The 16923-nt window shown below is 65.8% G+C and carries 9 protein-coding genes and 1 pseudogene; 5 read left to right on the top strand and 5 right to left on the bottom strand.

Annotated features, from left to right (window positions below; translation table 11 throughout):
* From ENSA5_RS14665 to ENSA5_RS39750, 4 genes and pseudogenes are all read right to left on the bottom strand, one after another.
* The coding region (locus ENSA5_RS14665; protein ID WP_146155704.1) for a hypothetical protein at nucleotides 1-300 on the bottom strand (300 nt) is incomplete at its 3' end.
* Between the two features lie 79 nt (nucleotides 301-379).
* A complete protein-coding gene (locus tag ENSA5_RS14660; RefSeq protein ID WP_106392281.1) occupies nucleotides 380-4492 on the bottom strand; it encodes a type IIL restriction-modification enzyme MmeI in 4113 nt (1370 codons plus the stop codon).
* A complete protein-coding gene (gene drmD / locus ENSA5_RS14655) occupies nucleotides 4489-7683 on the bottom strand; it encodes a DISARM system SNF2-like helicase DrmD (protein ID WP_444843367.1) in 3195 nt (1064 codons plus the stop codon). The genes ENSA5_RS14660 and drmD overlap by 4 nt, the downstream gene beginning before the upstream one ends.
* 468 nt (nucleotides 7684-8151) lie before the next feature.
* Nucleotides 8152-8394: pseudogene (locus ENSA5_RS39750) on the bottom strand (SAP domain-containing protein); the annotation flags it as partial.
* A gap of 161 nt (nucleotides 8395-8555) precedes the next feature.
* Between ENSA5_RS39750 and ENSA5_RS14650 the strand changes: the two are divergent.
* Genes ENSA5_RS14650 through ENSA5_RS14630 form a run of 5 tightly spaced genes read left to right on the top strand, consistent with a single transcriptional unit; the run spans nucleotide 8556 to nucleotide 16400 of the window.
* The gene (locus ENSA5_RS14650) at nucleotides 8556-9692 is read left to right on the top strand and encodes a restriction endonuclease (RefSeq protein WP_106392279.1); all 1137 of its coding nucleotides are present in this window, start codon (nucleotides 8556-8558) and stop codon (nucleotides 9690-9692) included.
* A gap of 5 nt (nucleotides 9693-9697) precedes the next feature.
* Nucleotides 9698-11041, top strand: a complete 1344-nt coding sequence (locus tag ENSA5_RS14645; protein WP_106392278.1) for a hypothetical protein — start codon at nucleotides 9698-9700, stop codon at nucleotides 11039-11041.
* Entirely contained in the window at nucleotides 11038-13197 is a 2160-nt protein-coding gene (locus ENSA5_RS14640; protein WP_106392277.1) for a phospholipase D-like domain-containing protein, read from the top strand. The genes ENSA5_RS14645 and ENSA5_RS14640 overlap by 4 nt, the downstream gene beginning before the upstream one ends.
* Complete coding sequence (locus ENSA5_RS14635; protein WP_106392276.1) at nucleotides 13194-16139, top strand: helicase-related protein; 2946 nt, start codon at nucleotides 13194-13196, stop codon at nucleotides 16137-16139. The genes ENSA5_RS14640 and ENSA5_RS14635 overlap by 4 nt, the downstream gene beginning before the upstream one ends.
* Nucleotides 16140-16166: 27 nt before the next feature.
* Nucleotides 16167-16400 carry a helix-turn-helix domain-containing protein gene (locus ENSA5_RS14630; protein ID WP_258182854.1) on the top strand — a complete coding sequence of 78 codons (234 nt, stop codon included), beginning with the start codon at nucleotides 16167-16169 and terminating at the stop codon, nucleotides 16398-16400.
* A gap of 9 nt (nucleotides 16401-16409) precedes the next feature.
* On the opposite strand, the gene ENSA5_RS14625 is transcribed toward ENSA5_RS14630, so the two are convergent.
* A complete protein-coding gene (locus ENSA5_RS14625; RefSeq protein ID WP_181197755.1) occupies nucleotides 16410-16727 on the bottom strand; it encodes a helix-turn-helix domain-containing protein in 318 nt (105 codons plus the stop codon).
* Nucleotides 16728-16923 lie beyond the last annotated feature (196 nt).

Here is a 16923-nt window from a genome sequence, read left to right as displayed (position 1 = left end):
GTAGACCGACAGCCCCATGGAGGCGGGGAAGCGTTGCGGGCGCTTGGCCTCGGGCTCGTCGCTGCCTGCGTCCTCGGCTTGACTCTCGCTGCCACCCGCGAGTTCACCCTGGGCTCCCTCGTCGTCGATGTCGAGGGCGCGGCCGAGCTGCGGGGCCAGGAAGCCCGTCAGGTACCAGCGCGAGGGCGGCAAGGGGAGGACCTCCTCGCCGGCGCCGGGTTGGCCTTCGCGTAGGAAGGGGCCGACGAGATCGGCCTGCAGCGCGTTCATGAGGTGCTCGCGTACGTCTTCGGGGGTCATGTGGCTGCCAGAGCATAGGTCAGGCGGGGGGGGGTTGTAAGATGTGTTGCTGACGGACAGGCTCGATCCGGTGATCGGGTCAAGAGTCCTCGGAGGAGAATAGGTCGGCCTGCGCGGTGCTGGACTTCTTTTTGGTCCGCTTCTTCTTGGCTCCCTGTTTTTTTGACTTCTTGCCGGCGAGGCCGAGGCGGGCCTCCTCGCGGGCGCGCTCGGCGTTGAGGACGTAGAGGCGGTCGATGACCTCGTCCTCGAAGGCCTGGTGGGCGGCGCGCTCGGCTGGCGTCAGCGGGCAATAGGGGGGGGGCTCGATGTCGGTCCAGCCATAGGCGTCAAGGACGGCGCGGTCCATGGCCTCCGTCAGGCGGCGGAGCTCGAGGATGGCGGGGGTGGTGTTGGTGGGGTCCTTGAGGGCGTTGTAGGTCTTGGTGAGGCCTTGGTTCGTCTCCAGCATGAAGCCGGCGCGAGCTTGATAGAATTCTTTGCCAGAGGATTCGACGGCAGGGATAATTGTGCTGGGTTTTTCACGGGGGAAAGCAAATGTTTCGAAGCAGTCAGATGCAGCATATCGCAAGTCGGTCTTCATTGACGATGACAGTAGACGCGCCCACGCTTCATGGGTCCGCGACTGAAGAACCGCAAAGGCCGTGTAATTCTCAAGCGGGAAAACACAGACGGCCTCGCTCAGTATTCGGTCATTAGGTTGGAAAGAAAAAGACAGATGTTTGGTCACTCGTGACGTGACCAGGCATCGCTCAACATTCTTGATAGCCTTCCGCAATCCGGGCCTAACATCACCAAACTGCCACCAGCGTTCCCTGACCGCCTTACGTTTCTGCCGATCTCGATCCGGCTTGACCCTCTCTCGGACAATGTCCAGTAGCCCTGGCCATCCACTGGCTTCAGCGAGGCTCAGTTGTGCAAAGTCGATCACGTACCTGAAGAATCCCTGATTCGGGCTTGCATTAATCTCCTCGCCGCTCAGATATGGGCGAATGCGATTGCCATTGGGGTCAAGCGCTGGTGCGAGAACTTCGAATTCCTCTTGTGTCAGAGTGAAACCTTGCCCACCAATCCAGCAACCGAGGAAAGCAAACCCCGAGTTGCTGGAAAGAGAAACAGCATCGTCGCGCTCGGGTCCGGGCCGTAGCCGCGAGTCAATGGCCGAGACCTCACGCGAGTCAAGTATGAGGTTGTTGCCAACCTTTTTGGCGGGCTGCCCTTGCGCAATATGAACAACACTGACAGTGACGGCGGCGGCACCGGGCCAGGGCAGGGAAGTAGTGGCATCGTATACTGTGATTCCGTTCGCTAGCAGATTTTGCAATCCGCTCCGGCGAGTGTCGCCTTGGGCGATCGTGTTGGGAGCAAGCATACCTGCTGTCCCATGGGGCCCCATAAGGACGGAAGAACGACGAAAGAAATGAGGCGAAAGGTCGGATTTGCCAAGAGAGCCTGGGTGAATAAAGAAGAGCCAATCCCGGTAGGCATCACCCAGCTCGCGCGATATACGCGACTGCCCCATGAAGGGAGGATTTCCGACGAATGCCTCCATGTAGGCGGCTCCACTTATTCCGTTGTCATCCAAGGGATCGGGGCGCTGTTCGAAAAACACTTCGGGGAACTCAAGCCACCAGTGAAACGGTGTATGGTTTTCGCGGATCTCTTCTGCCAACCTACGAATATCGGACGTCAGCCCCTCTTCGCCCCCAAGCCAGCGTTCGACCAAAGTTTTCCGGCGTTCTCGCTCGCGCTCCCTGGCTTTGCTGCTCTTGCCGTCGGTGAAGAATGACCCTACGCATGCATCCGCGATCATACGAATTTTCTCCGTCGCATGCTCGGCATGGTCCAGCAGTCGCCGCTTCTCCTGTTGACAAAGGCTGTCTTCGTACGCTGAGAGCGCGTGAATCTCTGAGCGATGCTCCAGCGCTTGGCCCAGCGAGTCCTTCAGCAGCGCCGCAAAGATCGGAACCTGCGTCGTTTTCTTCCAGTGGAAACTCGAAAGCTGCTCGAGGTCCAACCCCACTAGCGAGTCTCCATGTCGCAGTGAGTGGTCAACAAAGGTAAACGGCAGCTCCCGGCTCATCGTCACCAGCCACAACGAGAGCTTCGCCAACTCCACGGCTGCTTCGTTCTTGTCCACCCCATACAAACACCGCTGGGCCACCAACCGCCGTGCATGCAGATGCGGATCCCGGTGGTACTCGGCGATCCCCGCCACCGTCCCCTCCCGCGTCCACACCGCAACCAACTGATCTGCAAGCTGACGACAAGTCTCAACCAAAAAAGCTCCCGACCCCATCGCCGGGTCGCACACCTTCAGCGACAAGATCTGGGCCTCAGTCGGCCGCTCCCCCAAGCATGCAAAGATCGGCTCCAGCGTTCGCCGCACGATTCTCTCCGTCAATGATCGCGGCGTATAGTGGCTCCCAGATCGCCGCCGTTCATCCCCAGGCTGTAACACCAGCCGCCCCGCCAGCACCCGATGACGGCTCCGCGCACTCTTCTTCCCGGGCGAGAGCTCATTGAGCACTTCTGCCAGCGCATCATCCCCCTCGTGCGCCTTCAACCCGGCGTTGACCTTCTTTATTTGCCCCGCGCTCAGCGCACACACCTGCTTGAGCCACTTCTTGCGGTCCGCGGTCTTCATCGCCCGCAGCTCCCCGGTCTGCACCCACACCCGGTTCTTCCCGATCCGCACCGCAGGCGACCCCACGCGCAGCACGTGGTAGCCCATCAGCGACTCGTAGATCGACCCGATCTGCTCGACATCCAGCGCTCGGTAGCTCAAGCGCTGCCCCTCGAACAACACGAGCCGCTCCAGCGCCGCGTGCACGATCCCGTCGTCGACCGAGGGCGGCCGCAGCTGCGCCCGGGCTTCCGGCTGCCCAATCGCCGCCGTGCTCCCCGGGAGCCCACCCTCCAAAAAGGGAAAGCTTGACGGATCGAACAGCCGTCCCTGCCGCGGCGGCAGCTCGAGGTCTCCGTGCTTGACGCCCAAGAAGATCGCCCGAAACAGCGACAACAGCCGCCCGTAGGCCCCGAAGCGATGGTGCATCGACTCGGGGTGCATGCCCACGTCCGCGACGAGATCATCGTAGAGGCCCTGCACGCTCATGTACTTGGCGTAGATCGGATGCCCGACGGGCAGCAGCGCCTGGTCCTCGGAGTAGAGCAGGAACACCAGGCGCAGGACCACGCTCAGCACGCCCTGGTACAGGTGGTCGTGCGGAGCGTCCAGGGCAGGGCGAAGCCAGTCGATCAGCCCGCTGCTCGCATCTCGCGCCGAGGCCTGCTCGAAGCCCTCGAGCAAGATCTCTACAGCCTCGAACACCTGCGCGGCCAGATCCTTGGTGACATCCGCCTGCCGTCGTCGGCTCTCGCGCAGCAAGCCCTCGAGCGTGTGCTCCTCGCTGGCCTGGTAGGTCCGTCGTGCCCCCATCAACAGCTCGAAAGCCGCAAGCAGCGGGCGCCCGGCAGGCTCGGCCATATCGGCGAAGCGAAAGGTCAGATGCGAGGTCGACTCGGCCGCGGGCGCATACACCAGCCGAAGCTCGCGGCCGTTGCTCAGCAGGCCGATCGGCACCCCGGTGTGCCGTAGCAGCCGCTCCAGCTTCGAGGTCGGCGGGTAGCGCCAGCTCCCCGTGGCATCCTCGGCCTTGTCCAACGACAGCCCTGTGCCCTGGTCTGCGTCGTCGCGCACATCCCAGACGAGGGCGAGGTAGGGGCTGGCCTCCTCGTCGTCGCTCGAGCTCGACTCACTGCCGTCCTCTGGCTCGTCGCTACCAAAACCCCCAAAGAGATCATCGGCGCTGTCGTCTTCGAAGGGGCCGCGCGCGATCGCAAAGCTCGGGCGAATATCCTGCCGGCCCTCTTCGGCGTAAAAGTGCAAATCCATGGGCAGCGCATCCCGCTCGACCAGCATGCCCTCGGCGTCGTAACCGAGGAAGGTCTTGAACAGCGTGCGCAGATCCTCCAACCACACCGGCTCGTCGAGCTTGTCGGGGCGGTTTTTCCCAGCGAGGTCGGGCACGTGAACCAGCTGCTCCTTGAAGCGAGCCGACAGCTCGGGCCCCGTCGCCGGGGTGATCTGCGCGTCCGCGAGCACGGGCACGGAGAACACGAGGCCCTCGATCGGCTGGGCGAGGCCCAACCACTCCCGGTGGAAGCGAGTCTGGGTGTCGTTGCGGCTCATGTCATCGCCTCCGGCCACGCGACCACGAGCCCGACGGGCGTCAGCCGGGTCATCTGTACGTCGTAGAGCGCCTCGATCGCCCGGGGTTCATCCTCGAGCTCGACCTCGATCCGCTCCTCGCGGCGGCCGAGGTGCTCGATGTCCAGCTCGATCTGCCGGCGCTGGTTCTTGTCGCCGACCTCGAAGAGCTTGGTCTGGCCGAGCTCGCCCTTGGCCTCGCGGATCGCCTCGCGCTGGCGCTCGAGGAGTGCGCGCAGCTCGTCGCTTTCCTTGCGGGCCCGACGGGCGAGGCCGTTCTTGGCCTCGACCCCGCGGGTGTCGGCCTCGGCTCGCAGGTGCGGCCACAAGCTGGCGAACAGCTCGGGGGCCTGCGTGAGCGCCCGGCTGGCCGTCTTGTCGGCCAGCGCCCGACCACTGGCCGCGAGCGCCTGCTCGCTGACCTCGCGGGCCCTGGCGGAGGTCGCAGGATCCTTATAAGGCGTGACCTCGGCAGGCGACGAAGGCCAGGGCGCCGCGACCACGAGCATCTCGTCGTGCAACCGCGCCGCGCCCGGGCCAAAGAGCGTGAGCCGGGCGTAGGCCAACACGCGCGCGACCGTCTCGCCGGGCACGACCACGCCGCACACGCGGGACAGGTCGTGGGCCCCGTAGCCCTGGGCAAGGAAGCGATCCAGGATCCGCTTGACGAAGGGGTGCGCGAGGTGGAGCTGCTCGGCGTCGTCGGTCATGCGCTCGAGGGGCTCGAAGGTCACGGAGCGGGGTGGCTTCTTGCGCCACTCCCAGAACGCCTCCTTGCGCCCGCGCGGTGGACGGAGCGTGTCCAGGGTGCGTTGCCACGAGCGGTCGAGCTCGGGCAGCACGAAGCTCTCACGCCCGCTCGATGTCTTGGGCCCCTCGCCGAGGCCGCTGGAGCCGCTCAACCCCAGCCCGATATCGACGACCCCGCGCAGGGCCTCCGGCCCGACCTCGAGCGCCCGCCGTGATCGCTCGAGGCGCTGCCCCGCCCGGTGGATCTCCTGCTCGAGCAGCTCGAGCTTCTTGCGCTGACCCTCGAGTTCTTCTTCGGCGGTCTGGGTACGGGCGTCGGCGCCGATCGCTTCGACCTTCTTGGCGGTGCGATCGGTGATCCCCGGCTGGAGGGTGCGCTCCATCTCGTCCATCAAGACTGCCCCCACCGAGCCCAGCTCCCGCTGGACCGTGTCGATCTTGCGGATCAGGGTCTCGAGCACTCGGTCTTCCTTGCGGTCGGCATAGACGAAGTAGTGGCAGCGGACCTCATCGGCCTGTTGCAGGGTGCGATCAATGCGACCGTTTCGCTGCTCGAGGCGCGAGGGATTCCAGGGTACGTCGAAGTGGAAGAGATCGGCGCAGTGGGCCTGTAGATTTATGCCTTCACGAGCGGCATCCGTCGCTAGTAGGATCCGCACGGGGTGCTCGGCGGGCTCGGCGTTGAAGGCTCGCTGGACCTCGTCTCGAGTCTCATCGCCCATCCCACCGTGGAACACCAGCACCCGCTCATCGGCGCGCTCGGTGCCGGCGATGGCCTCAGCGATGATCTCTTGTAGGTAGCGCTTGGTGTCGCCGTACTCCGTGAAGATGATGACCCGGCGCTCGGACCACTTGGTCTTGGCTCCGCGCACCTTGGCCACGCCGATCCCCGGGCACAGGTGCTCGCGCAGCCACGCGAGCAGGGCGCGGGCCTTGCCGTCGGGTTGACGCCGGCCCTTCTCGGCCAGGGCCCGCATGGTCTTGAGCAGAGCCGTCGCTTCTTCGGAGGGCGACGGCAGCGCGGCCGAAGACGCGCGCACGAGGGCGTCCTCATCGGCTGCCGCTGCGTCGTCATCTACGCCGTGTAACTCGGGGTCTTCGAAGATCTCCTGTTGGGAGGCGGGCGCTCGCACGCTCACACCGCCGGCCTTGGTCACGGACCAGGAGTGAACCTCGAGTGTGCGCGCGAAGGCCTCGGGGCTGGACAGCAAGCGTTTTTGCAGGTTGACGAACACCAGGCGACCACGGCCCTTAGCCGGTGCGCACAGCTCCGTGTACCGGGCGAGTTGTTGGGCCAGCTCGAGCTCGAGGTCGTCGCCGCCGAGGTCCTTGGCCAGGGTCGTCGGAGGTTCCCGTGTCCCTTCCTCGGCGTCGTAGCGCTCGGCGCTGGCGTTCCACCCACGCTCGCCGTGCTCGAGGATGATGCGTGTCAGGATCCGACTCGGGAAGCGCTCGACGCCGAGCTGCCGAAGGTCGCGCTTGAGCCGGCGAACCATCACCGGGGCCAGGGCCTCGGCGCCCTTGACCGGTACTCCGCGGGTGAAGCGGATCGGGTCGAGGATCTCGAGCAACGCGCTGAAGGAATTCGAGTGCCCATTGTGGGGGGTCGCGCTGAGGAACAGACGGTTATCGAACTTCGGGGCCAGATCCCGAATTGCGCGGGTGGTGTCGCTGTCGACCGCGTACTTGCTCGCCGAGGCCGGGGCTGCGACGTGGGCCTCGTCGAGGATGAGCAGGCCCTTCTCGGCGCGGTGGCCGAGGTGGGCCAGTAAAGGATCGCGGTAGTCTGGGCGGCGGATCAGGGGGTGGCTGACGATGAAGCGGTTGTGGGTCGCCCATGGGTTGACGCCGAAGCCACGTTCGCGGCGGCGGTTGGCGATGAACTGGCGGCTCATGACCTCGAAGCGGAGGCCGAAGCGACGCATCATCTCGTCGCGCCACTGTAGGCTGACGGACGCCGGGCAGACGACGAGCACGAAGCCCGCCTGCTGGCGGAGGATGAGCTCCTGGAGGACCAGGCCCGCCTCGATGGTCTTGCCCAGGCCGACGTCGTCCGCGATGAAGAGGTTGGCGCGGGGCAGCTCGAGGGCCTTCATCAGCGGAGTGAGCTGGTGGGCCATGAGCTTGATGCCGGCACGAAACGGCGCCTGGAAGCGGGTGGGGTCCGCTGCGCTGACAGCACTCCACTTCAGGGCGTGTAGGTAGGCGCCGAAGTGGGACGGTGGATCGAGGCGCGTCGGCTTGCCGAGGCCGTGGGCCTCGGGCTCGATGACTCTCGCGCCGATCTCCAGATCCCAGAGGATCTCGAGCTTGCGACCGGGCGCGTCGTCGTCGAGACAGGCCAGGCGGAGCAGCGGTGACTCGCCGTGCTCCGCAGGCTCGACGGCCTCGATCAACCACTGTCGACCCCGAGCTGCGAGCACTTGCCCCGCGTGGGGAACACCGTCGTGCGACATCAGCGGAACGGGGGGGACCTCGCTGGATTCGAGACCTGCGGCGTGAGCGATCCTCTCGATCAGCTCAGGGCGTGTCGCCTTGCTGTCGTCAAGACCATGAGCTCGACAAACGCCCCGGAGTTCATCGCGGCCAAGCTCGCGGAGGATCTCGAGAAGGCGCGCGGAGCCAAGGGTCCTGGCGAGTGTTTCCGCGATTGCGGATTTAGTCTGCCTCGACGCCCGCAACCCAGCCCCAAACACTCGGCCGAGGTCAAAGAGTCGCTCGCGAGTTAGGGCGTCGAGCACCGACGCGGTCTCGGGCTTGCCGACATCACCGCCTGCTTTGGTCTCGATTGACTCGCGCACCGCGACAGGCTCGGGCTCGGGCTCAGGCTCAACTTCAGCGTTGTCGATGGCAGGCTCGGGCTTGACAGCGTTCTGGCCCAAGATCCTCTCGATGAGAGCAGCTTTTTTGCCGCTCGAGGTCAGCTCGTGTGCGCGACAAATCTTGCGGAGCTCAGTGAGCGGTAGCGCAGCGATGACTTTGGTGAAGCTGGCCGCCTTGGAGCGAGCAAGACCCTCGATGAACTCGTCCTTGGGGCTAGCCTGAGTGATCTCCAGTTCGAAATCCCTGGCAATACCGATGAGGCGTTTCTTGCTCAGGCAAGCGAGAGCGCTGCGCTTGGTCGGTCGAGGCATGGGCTGGGGGAGCGTACGCCTGCCGTCGCCCCGAGGTCAACGATGCTGTTGTCCGCGGCCGTCAGCTCAGTCTCGCTGAAACGACGTGGCGTCGCCGAGTGGTCCACGTGGTCGGATGATCGTTCCTGCGACGCGCATGCTCGGGGTAGTCTGCTCGACCTGTGAGTCAGTCCGACATCGAGACACGCATCGACAGTCTGCTCGAACAGCTCGAACGCGGAGACTTGCTCGAGCGTCCGGCCTTGCTCGAGCAGATTGTAGCGCTCGGCGCCGACGCGATCGCGGGCCTGCTCCAACGAAGCGAGCACAGCCAGGCGAAGACGGCCCTGCGCGAGCTCGTCGCTCAACTCGAGGGTGACGAGCGAGAGCGTGCGTGCACGATGTTGCGCTCGGGCGTGCGACGCGATCGGGCCGTTTCGGCACGGATGCTGGCACTGAAACTCCTCGGTGAGTACTTCACGGATTTGACCGGCTTCATCGAGAAGGTTGTCGAGACAGCGCTCGATACAGGGGAGTCGAACGAGGTCCGAGCGCGAGCGCTCTTGACGCTGGCCGCGGCTGCCCTCGATGGCGCGACTGCACGCGAGCTCAGTGGCAAGCTGCTGAGTATGGAAGCACTTGGAGGCACCGAGAAGGCCGGCCTGCGGGCTGCAGCGTTCGAGTGCTTCGTCGAGCACGCCGAGCACCTTCCGGTCGACGTCACGATGGCGAGCTTGGATCCCTTCCTGATCGCCGAAGGTGCAGGCGTGCGGACGCTGGGGCTGAAGCTGCTGGCAGCGGTGGGCGACATCGACGCGGTCGAGCGTATCGCCATGCTGCCAACCGCAAACGAGGATGCTTCCGCGCAGACTGCGATTGAGACGATCCTCGCTCGACCGATCAATCTCTACGCGCTGCGCTGGGAGCACTTCGAACACTTCGTCGGTCAGCTGTTGCGCAGCATGGGGCATCTAGACGTCGAGATCACCCGGACGGTACGCGACGACGGTGTTGACGTGATCAGCTATCGAGAGCGTGAGGACTTTGGGCGACAGACCCGCGAACGGTGGGTCGTCCAGTGCAAGCGCTGGACGAAAAGTGACGTCGACGTGAAGGCTCTCGAGGAGTTCGTCTGTCGCAGTCGAGAACAGGATGCAAAGCACGCCCTGTTTATCACGACTTCGGGCTACACCAAGCGTGCGCAGGACTACGCGGACGCCCACCTGAATGCGATCGAGATCATCGATGGTGACCAGCTGATTGGCATACTGGAGCGCCAGTTCGGGCCTGGTCGATACGTGATCCGCGGGCGCGATTGACTTCGATGCTCCATCCTCTGAACCAGCCGCCCTCGTCCCTGTTCTGGTCCGCCCCCGTCGATCGGGACACGGACTTCACCGCCGAGGATCCCCTCGCCCTCGACTACCTCGGCCAACAGGTCGGCAATTGGCTGTTCCCTGGCTTCACCACCCGCACCGGCCGGGCCCAGTACTACCTCGTCGTCCTCTACGGCCTCCACCTCGTCGAGCGCGCCATCCAACGCCACGGCTATCCCGGCGACGATCAGACCCGCACGAGACTGTTCGAACGTTGGGAACGCCTGTGGGCGCTCGCCACCCTCGAGTCTCGCCACGGCGAGCTCACCCGCGGTGACGTCGACGCCATGCGCGGCGTCCGAGGAGCGAAACGAACCTGGACTTCGGGCACCAAGCCACTGCCCCTCGACTTCATCCTCATCTCCCGTCAAAACGAGCTCGCGGGCCTCGGCGCGTACCTGAGCTCTCTACGCCACTACCGTCTGGTTGTCGATCATACTCTCCGTCCGTCGAGGGCCGCGCGCGAGCTGATCGACGACTTCTGGTCCGAGTCCGGCCCCCGAGGTCGTAGCCAGAGCTACACACGTTACGCCCTCGCCGCGCTCAATCTCGAGCGGACCTCGATCTCCCGCAAGTCGGGCCACGTCACGCTGGAGCTGCTGGGCAAGAAGAGTCGGCTCAGCGCGATCCGTCATCGCCGCCGACAGGCCACCCGCGAGCAGCTGTGGCAACTGCTTTTCGAGGGCGCCCGCGATCCCACCACGCTGGCCCTGGCGCTACAGATCGAGGCTGCCGATCGGGCGGGCGTGCAGGACCCCGCGACCTTGCTCGAAGGCATGGCCCGCGGAGACTGGGGTGAGCTCGACCTGAGCGTGCACGAGCACGTCAGCCTCGCGCTGGCCTTTGGGAAGCTCGCAGTCGCGCTCCTCGACCACTTCGATCGCTGCTACCAGGCGGTGCACGAGGCCGGTTGGATCGCCGACGCCGAGGCCGTCGCCGGGCTCGTGTTCTCGCGCCCAGAGACAGACCTGTTGCGCATCCGCTGTGCGGCGCTGCTCGAACACCCACTTCGCAGTCGCTTTCGAGAGCTGCGCTTCCACGGCCGACCGCTGCTGAAGCTGTGCGGCCAGCTAGCGAGCAGCGACCCCGTGACCTGTCTGGCCGCGTTGCTTGGCTTCCATCGTCAGGTCCAGCGCTCCCGTCGTGGCGGCGGCGCGTGGATCCGCCAGGCCGACACCAAGCTGACCCTGCAGGTGACCCACTACCGTGGCTACCGCAGCTATGCCCAGCTCCCGAGCTTCAAGTTGTGGACCGTCCGCAGCCTGCTGCGCGACCTGGGGAGGATCGCGTGAAGCTGGCCCAGGCCAACGTGCTCGATCGGCTGCCGGCCGACCAACCGTGCCTGGGGGCGGTGTTCACCAGCTTCGCCTTCGATCCCAAGACCTTCGAGGAGCAGGTGCTGCGGGCGGTCCTCGACCTGCGCACGGACCCGGCCGAGCTCCCAGCCCGCTACCTCGACGAAGGTCGGGCGCGGCTGCAGTCCTCGCCGGTCGCCGTGCTCGTCGACGCGGGTCAACGCCAGCCCGGCCGCCGCATGCCCTACGACCTGCTCGAGGTCGATGGCGAAGTCTTCCACCCCAAGGCGACGCTGCTGCTCTACGAGGACCACGCACGGCTTCAGATCGGCTCGGGCAACATCACGCGGGGCGGCTACGGCGGGAACGCCGAGCTCTTCGTGGTCCTCGAGCTGCGCTACGACAAGCCCGCCGATGCCGAGTTGCTGCGCAGCTTCGACGGATTTTTGGACCGCAGCGCGGCCTTGGTTCGGCACCCCGGGACCCAGCTCGCGCTCGTTCGTGCCGAGCTCGGCCGCCGCCTGCCTCCGGGGGCGCGAGGCTCGTCGCGCTTCGCGTTGCTCGACGGCACCCTCGACCGGCCCTTGCTCGACCAGATCTTCGACCTGCTCCCGGCTGGGGCCAAGGTCGTGCGCGTTGGCATGCTCGCGCCCTTCTTCGAGTCCGACAGCAACTCCGGTCGCGGGTCGTTGTTCACTCGTCTCGTAGAGCTCGCTGGCGCCGACATCCGGCTCGACGTCGGCATGGCCTGGGACAACCCCTCGCCGATCTGCGAGCGCGCGGAGATCCCCGCGTTGCGCGAGCGTCTCGACGAGCTGTGGTGTTGGCGTCACGACGGGGATGCGGGGCAGGTCGAGTACCTGGTCCCGACTCGGATCCTGCGCAAGAACTTCGAGTACGTCGATCAACGGGGCGCAACGCAGCGCTGGTCACGAGCCGACGCCGACTACGCTCGGGAGCGCAAGCGTTTTTGGCCCGTCGGCTCGCTCCACGCCTTCGCCCCTGCGCGAGCCCTCGTGCGTGCGGCCAAGACAGTCCGAAAGCTCGACACCTGGCTCTTCCCTGCGGTGCAGCTTTGCGATGGCCGGCCCGAGCCGCGTCCGCTCCACGCCAAGCTCATCATCATCGACTTCGAGCATGAGGGCGCCCGCCAGACTCTGGTCGTCGTCGGCTCCGCGAATCTGTCGCGGGCGGCGCTACTGCGCGGGCCGGACGGCAACGTCGAGGTGTGCGTGGCCTTTTGCCTGAACGGGGCCCGGCGGCTCCACGAGTTCGCGCCCGAGCTGGTGAGGGTGCCGCGTGCGCTCCTGAGCCTGGACGAACGCGAGTTCCCCGAGTTCGGCAGCCACTATGGCCTGTGCATTGAGCATGCCGTGCACGACCCCGAGGCCGGGACCCTCGACGTGATCTGGGATCGGCGACGGTCGGCGTCCGTCGACCTCCCAGCTTGGGAGCTTCGCTACGGCGATGAGCAACTCGCGGGCGGCCAGGGCGCGCCGCCCGAGGACCTTCACTGGGAGCCTTTCGTACTTCGGCCCGATCGCGCCGAGCTGACATTGCGCGTCGGCGAGCGGGAGTTCTCCGTTCCAATCTTCGTCACCGATCTGGCCAAGCTTCCGGTTCGTCACGCGGAGATAGACATGGACCTGCAGCTGCTCTTGCATGTCCTCGCCGGCCGAATGGGACGCGAGCGAGCCGCGGTGTTGCAAGAGCGGGCGCAGCGAGTCTCTGGAGCGCCAGGCTCGGGGGTCGGACTCGAGGCGATCTTTGGCGAGGGCTTTGGCCCTGTCGATGTGTTCCGAGCATGGTGGGGAGCGTGCGCGGACCTGCGCGAGCCTGGCTTCTCCGTCCAGGCGTTTCGGGTGACGATCGTCGGGAGCATGGGTCTGGAGGTCGTGTGGTCGAAGATGCTGGCGGCGGTGAGGGCAGATCCACCCGCACTGAAGAGGGCGCAAGCATGGTTCTTCGGCGCCGAGCTCCTGCGCGAGCTAGGCAAGATCCAGCTCGGTGCCGATCCGACCAGCCGCGCCAAAGCCGAGGTGCTCGAGCGCTTCACCTCACGCTTGCGACGCGAGTTGCGAGAGCTGACGCCGAGCGAGGGTGGGGAGACCTGGATGCGACACGTGGTCGAGTTCTACGGAGTGGCGCCATGACGATGACCTTGGACGAGCTGCGTGCGATCATGAGGTTGGACGTGCGGGCCAGGGCGGACAAGATTCCGCAGGCCGACATTGAGCGGCAGGAGCTGACGGTGCTGCGCGCTCGAGCGCTGCTGGCCGATCAGCCCGGTGTGGTCCTGGCCGACGAGGTCGGCATGGGCAAGACCTTCGAGGCCCTCGGCGTCGCCGCCCTGGTCCACCACGACAAGCCGCGCGCGAAGATCGCTATCATCACACCGGGGCCCGACCTCAACACCAAGTGGTCCAAGGAGCTCCCACACTTTGCCGCGGTCCACGACTTTGGCAGTCACACGGCGGTCAGGCGCCTGGGGGAGTTCGTCCGCGAGGCGCCAAACCACAGTGTCACGATCGCGCCGATGACCATGTTTCAGAGCGGCCACGGGGCTGCTGGGCGGGCGTGGTTGCTGTCGATGTACTTTCACTGGAAGGATCTGCACGGGCGCACCGGCAACGCGATTCTCAAGCGCTACGACAGCTCGCTGCACCGGGTCGATGTCTACGAACGCTTGTTCTTGGGTCGCTTCACCGCGGACGCGTTCAGCGAGAGCTCGCTGCGCCGGGCGTTTTGTAGGACCAAGGCGCACGGTGGCGCCGCGGGGCTCGACGATCTCTTCGAAGACGGGGGGCTCGACGCCTTCCGGTCCCAGCGAGCGGTGCGCGATGCCCTGCATCGCGCACGGACGCAGCTCGCGCGGAGCCAATTGCCGATCTTCGATCTGCTGATCGTCGATGAGGCGCACAAGCTCAAGAACGCCAACGCCCTGCGCACGCGTGGCCTGCAGACGACGATGAGCGGCCGCCACCGCAAGGCGATCTTCTTGACCGCGACCCCCTTTCAGCTCGAGGTCGGAGAGCTGCGCCAGGTCTTTCATTTGTTCGCCACGGCCAAGGGGGCGCCCAAGGATCTCGACGATCAGGTCCACGAGCTGCTCGAAGGGATCCGCGACTACCAGCGCTGCTACACGGAGTTCCAGACCAGCTGGGGGCAGCTCGAGACCGGGCAGGCCGCTGAGTTCCGAACCATCTACGCGGTTGATCCCTCGCTGGGAGGGGAACTCGACGATCCCTCGTTGCGGATCGTCGCGGCCTCGCTCCGCGAGCTCATCCGGCTCAAGGAGCAGACGCTCGAGCCAGGTCTGCGCCGATGGATGATCCGGTCGCTTCGCAGCGGGAAGCGCGAGTACCGAGACCACGACGAGCGCACTTTGGATCCTGTGCACGCCGGCTCAATGCCCTTTTTGGTCTACGAGCGCTTCATCGCCGAGCTTTTTCGCAACCCGGCCGAAGGTGGCACCCACAAGGCTGCTGCCGAGATCAACATGGTCTCGTCCTTCGCTGCTGCGCGCAGCGGCGCGCTGCTGTCCGACTCGGGCCGGAGCATGGGCGTCGAGGCCGAGAGCTACCGCGAGCTGCTGCGCTCAATCCTCGACGAAGCCGGCGAGGGTGATGGGCGCCATCACGCGAAGGTCACCTTCTCGCTCGAGGACGCGCTCGGGGCAGGGATGCGCGACGAGAAGACGCTGGTGTTCTGCACTCGAGTGGCGACGCTCCGTCGCCTGAAAGCGCGCCTCGAGGAAGCCTGGTACGCAAACTTGCTGCAGCGCTGGCGTGACGTCTATCCCGAGATCGAACGAGAGGCAGTGTTCGGTGATGTCGAGCGCGACGCCGCGGGCAGGGAGCGACGGCGCATCCCCGGTCGGCACCAGGCCGTGCAAAAGCGGCTCCACGCCCACAGTGACGCGCTCTATCTGGCACTGCGGGAGCGCTACCTCCACACCGTGTTGCCGATCGCGGCATGGGCACGCGCGCACGTCGATGAGTTCCTCGCCGCGGCGAACACCCGGCTCGACAGCCTGAAAGTGCGCAAGACGGCGGCCGAGCGGCGGGACTTCAAGCTCGCCAAGCGCTGCGTCGAGCAGGCCGCGGCGGCGCACTGGCACGCGCTCGGGAGTCCGACATCAGCGCTGAGCGCGGCCCCTCACCAAGAGGGAGTCGCCGCGTTGCTCGACGAGCGCTTCTTGGCCCTGGGTCTCGACCTGGTCAAAGATCCACTCGAGCAGGACGAAGCTGGGGACCACGAGCCGCGTTGGACGATCGATCGGGAGCTCGCGCTCGACGTCATCGGTGATGGGCGATCGCTGTGGCCGCGGGCGGCCACGCTGCTCAACGAGCTGGACCTCGTGCAGCGCGTGCGAGTTACTGAACTGCTCGCGCGATATCTGGGGTTTCAACAAGTCCCCTTCGTCGCCGAGCTACTCGGGGCGGCCAAAGCCGCGGGGCTCGGTGTGGACTCCATCGAGTCTCGGCCGCTGCGCCGGTTCATCGATCAATTTTGGGATCAGCCCACGGGCCGGCCGTGGCTCGAGCGCTTGATCGATTTCTTGCGCTTCTTCATCGACCGCGACGACAGCCATCGGGAGAGCATCATCGACGAGGTGCTTCAGTCGAGCAAGGCGGCCTTCGCTCGCCATACGAAGGACGGCAGTAGCCGCGAACGCCTCCGCGAGGCGTTCAATACGCCGCTCTACCCCATGGTGCTGATCGCCAACGAGGTCATGCAGGAGGGACTGGATCTGCACCGCAGCTGTCGTCGCGTGGTGCACCACGACTTGGCCTGGAACCCCGCACAGCTCGAGCAACGGGTCGGCCGAGTCGACCGCCTGGGGTCGAAGCTGCTTCGGCTACGGGAGAACGATGAGACGGAGAAGCTCAAGGTCGTCTACCCGATGATCCGCGGGACGATCGACGAGCGCCTGTTCGAGGTCGTTCGTCGACGAGAGAAGTGGCTGGAGTTCCTGCTCGGGGCGCCGCCGAATCTGCGCGAGTATCGGCTTGGAGACGAGGAGCCTCCGCCGCTGCCGGAGGGGCTCGCGGAGCGGTTGGCGGTGGATTTGGGCCCCGGGAGTCGATCGTAGGCTGGGCTGGGATAGTATCTCGCCCCCGTGAACAACCGGCCCATGCACGAGCTCGTCTCCGAGAACCTCCGCCGCCTGACCGAGGGCAAGGGCGTGTCGTTGGCGGCGGTCGCAGACCGAGCCGGCCTCGATCGCCGGGAGTTCTTCGAGGTGATCGCGGGCGAGCGCGAGGGCGACTTCGACTGGCTGCGCAAGGTCGCCGAGGCCCTCGACGTCGAGATCGCAGAGCTGGTTGTGGACCTCTCGTCGCCGGGCACGTGAGCCACCGGCCTACTGAACCGCGGCCTGGATGTGCAGCGTGCCGAGCACAGCGTAGGCAACCTGCTTGTGGGTCTCGGGCAGGCTGCGGATAACAGTGGCGAGCTCGTCGGCCTGGTCATACTCGTCGTGGACCAGAGCGACGACGGGGACCTTGAGCCCCGCGGCGATCTTGATCATCGTGTCGAACGACGGGCTCACGCGGCCCTGTTCGAGACGCCAGATCGAGTCGGCCGCAACTCCGGCAGCCCTTGCCAGCGCAGCCTGAGTGAGACCTCGACGATTGCGAAGGTCTCGGATGCGAGCCCCAAGCTCCTTGGTGTTCTTCACCGCCACGGGAGACTCCGGGAGCTGGGTATCGGCTGGCTGGTCGGGTCGTGCATGGTCACCCTTGCTGACATGCGGGTGCGAAGCGGGTGGAAGGCCACTTCGCTACTGGTCGGGCCCCGGCTTCGCCCAACAGGCCATGAAGCCGCCCAGAAACGCGGCCCCACGGCAGAAGTCTGATTTTTCTGGGGCCCCTTCC

The organism is Enhygromyxa salina (assembly GCF_002994615.1).
GTDB classification, from domain to species: Bacteria; Myxococcota_A; Polyangia; order Nannocystales; family Nannocystaceae; genus Plesiocystis; species Plesiocystis salina_A.
This window is presented reverse-complemented; position numbering and strand designations above follow the sequence as displayed.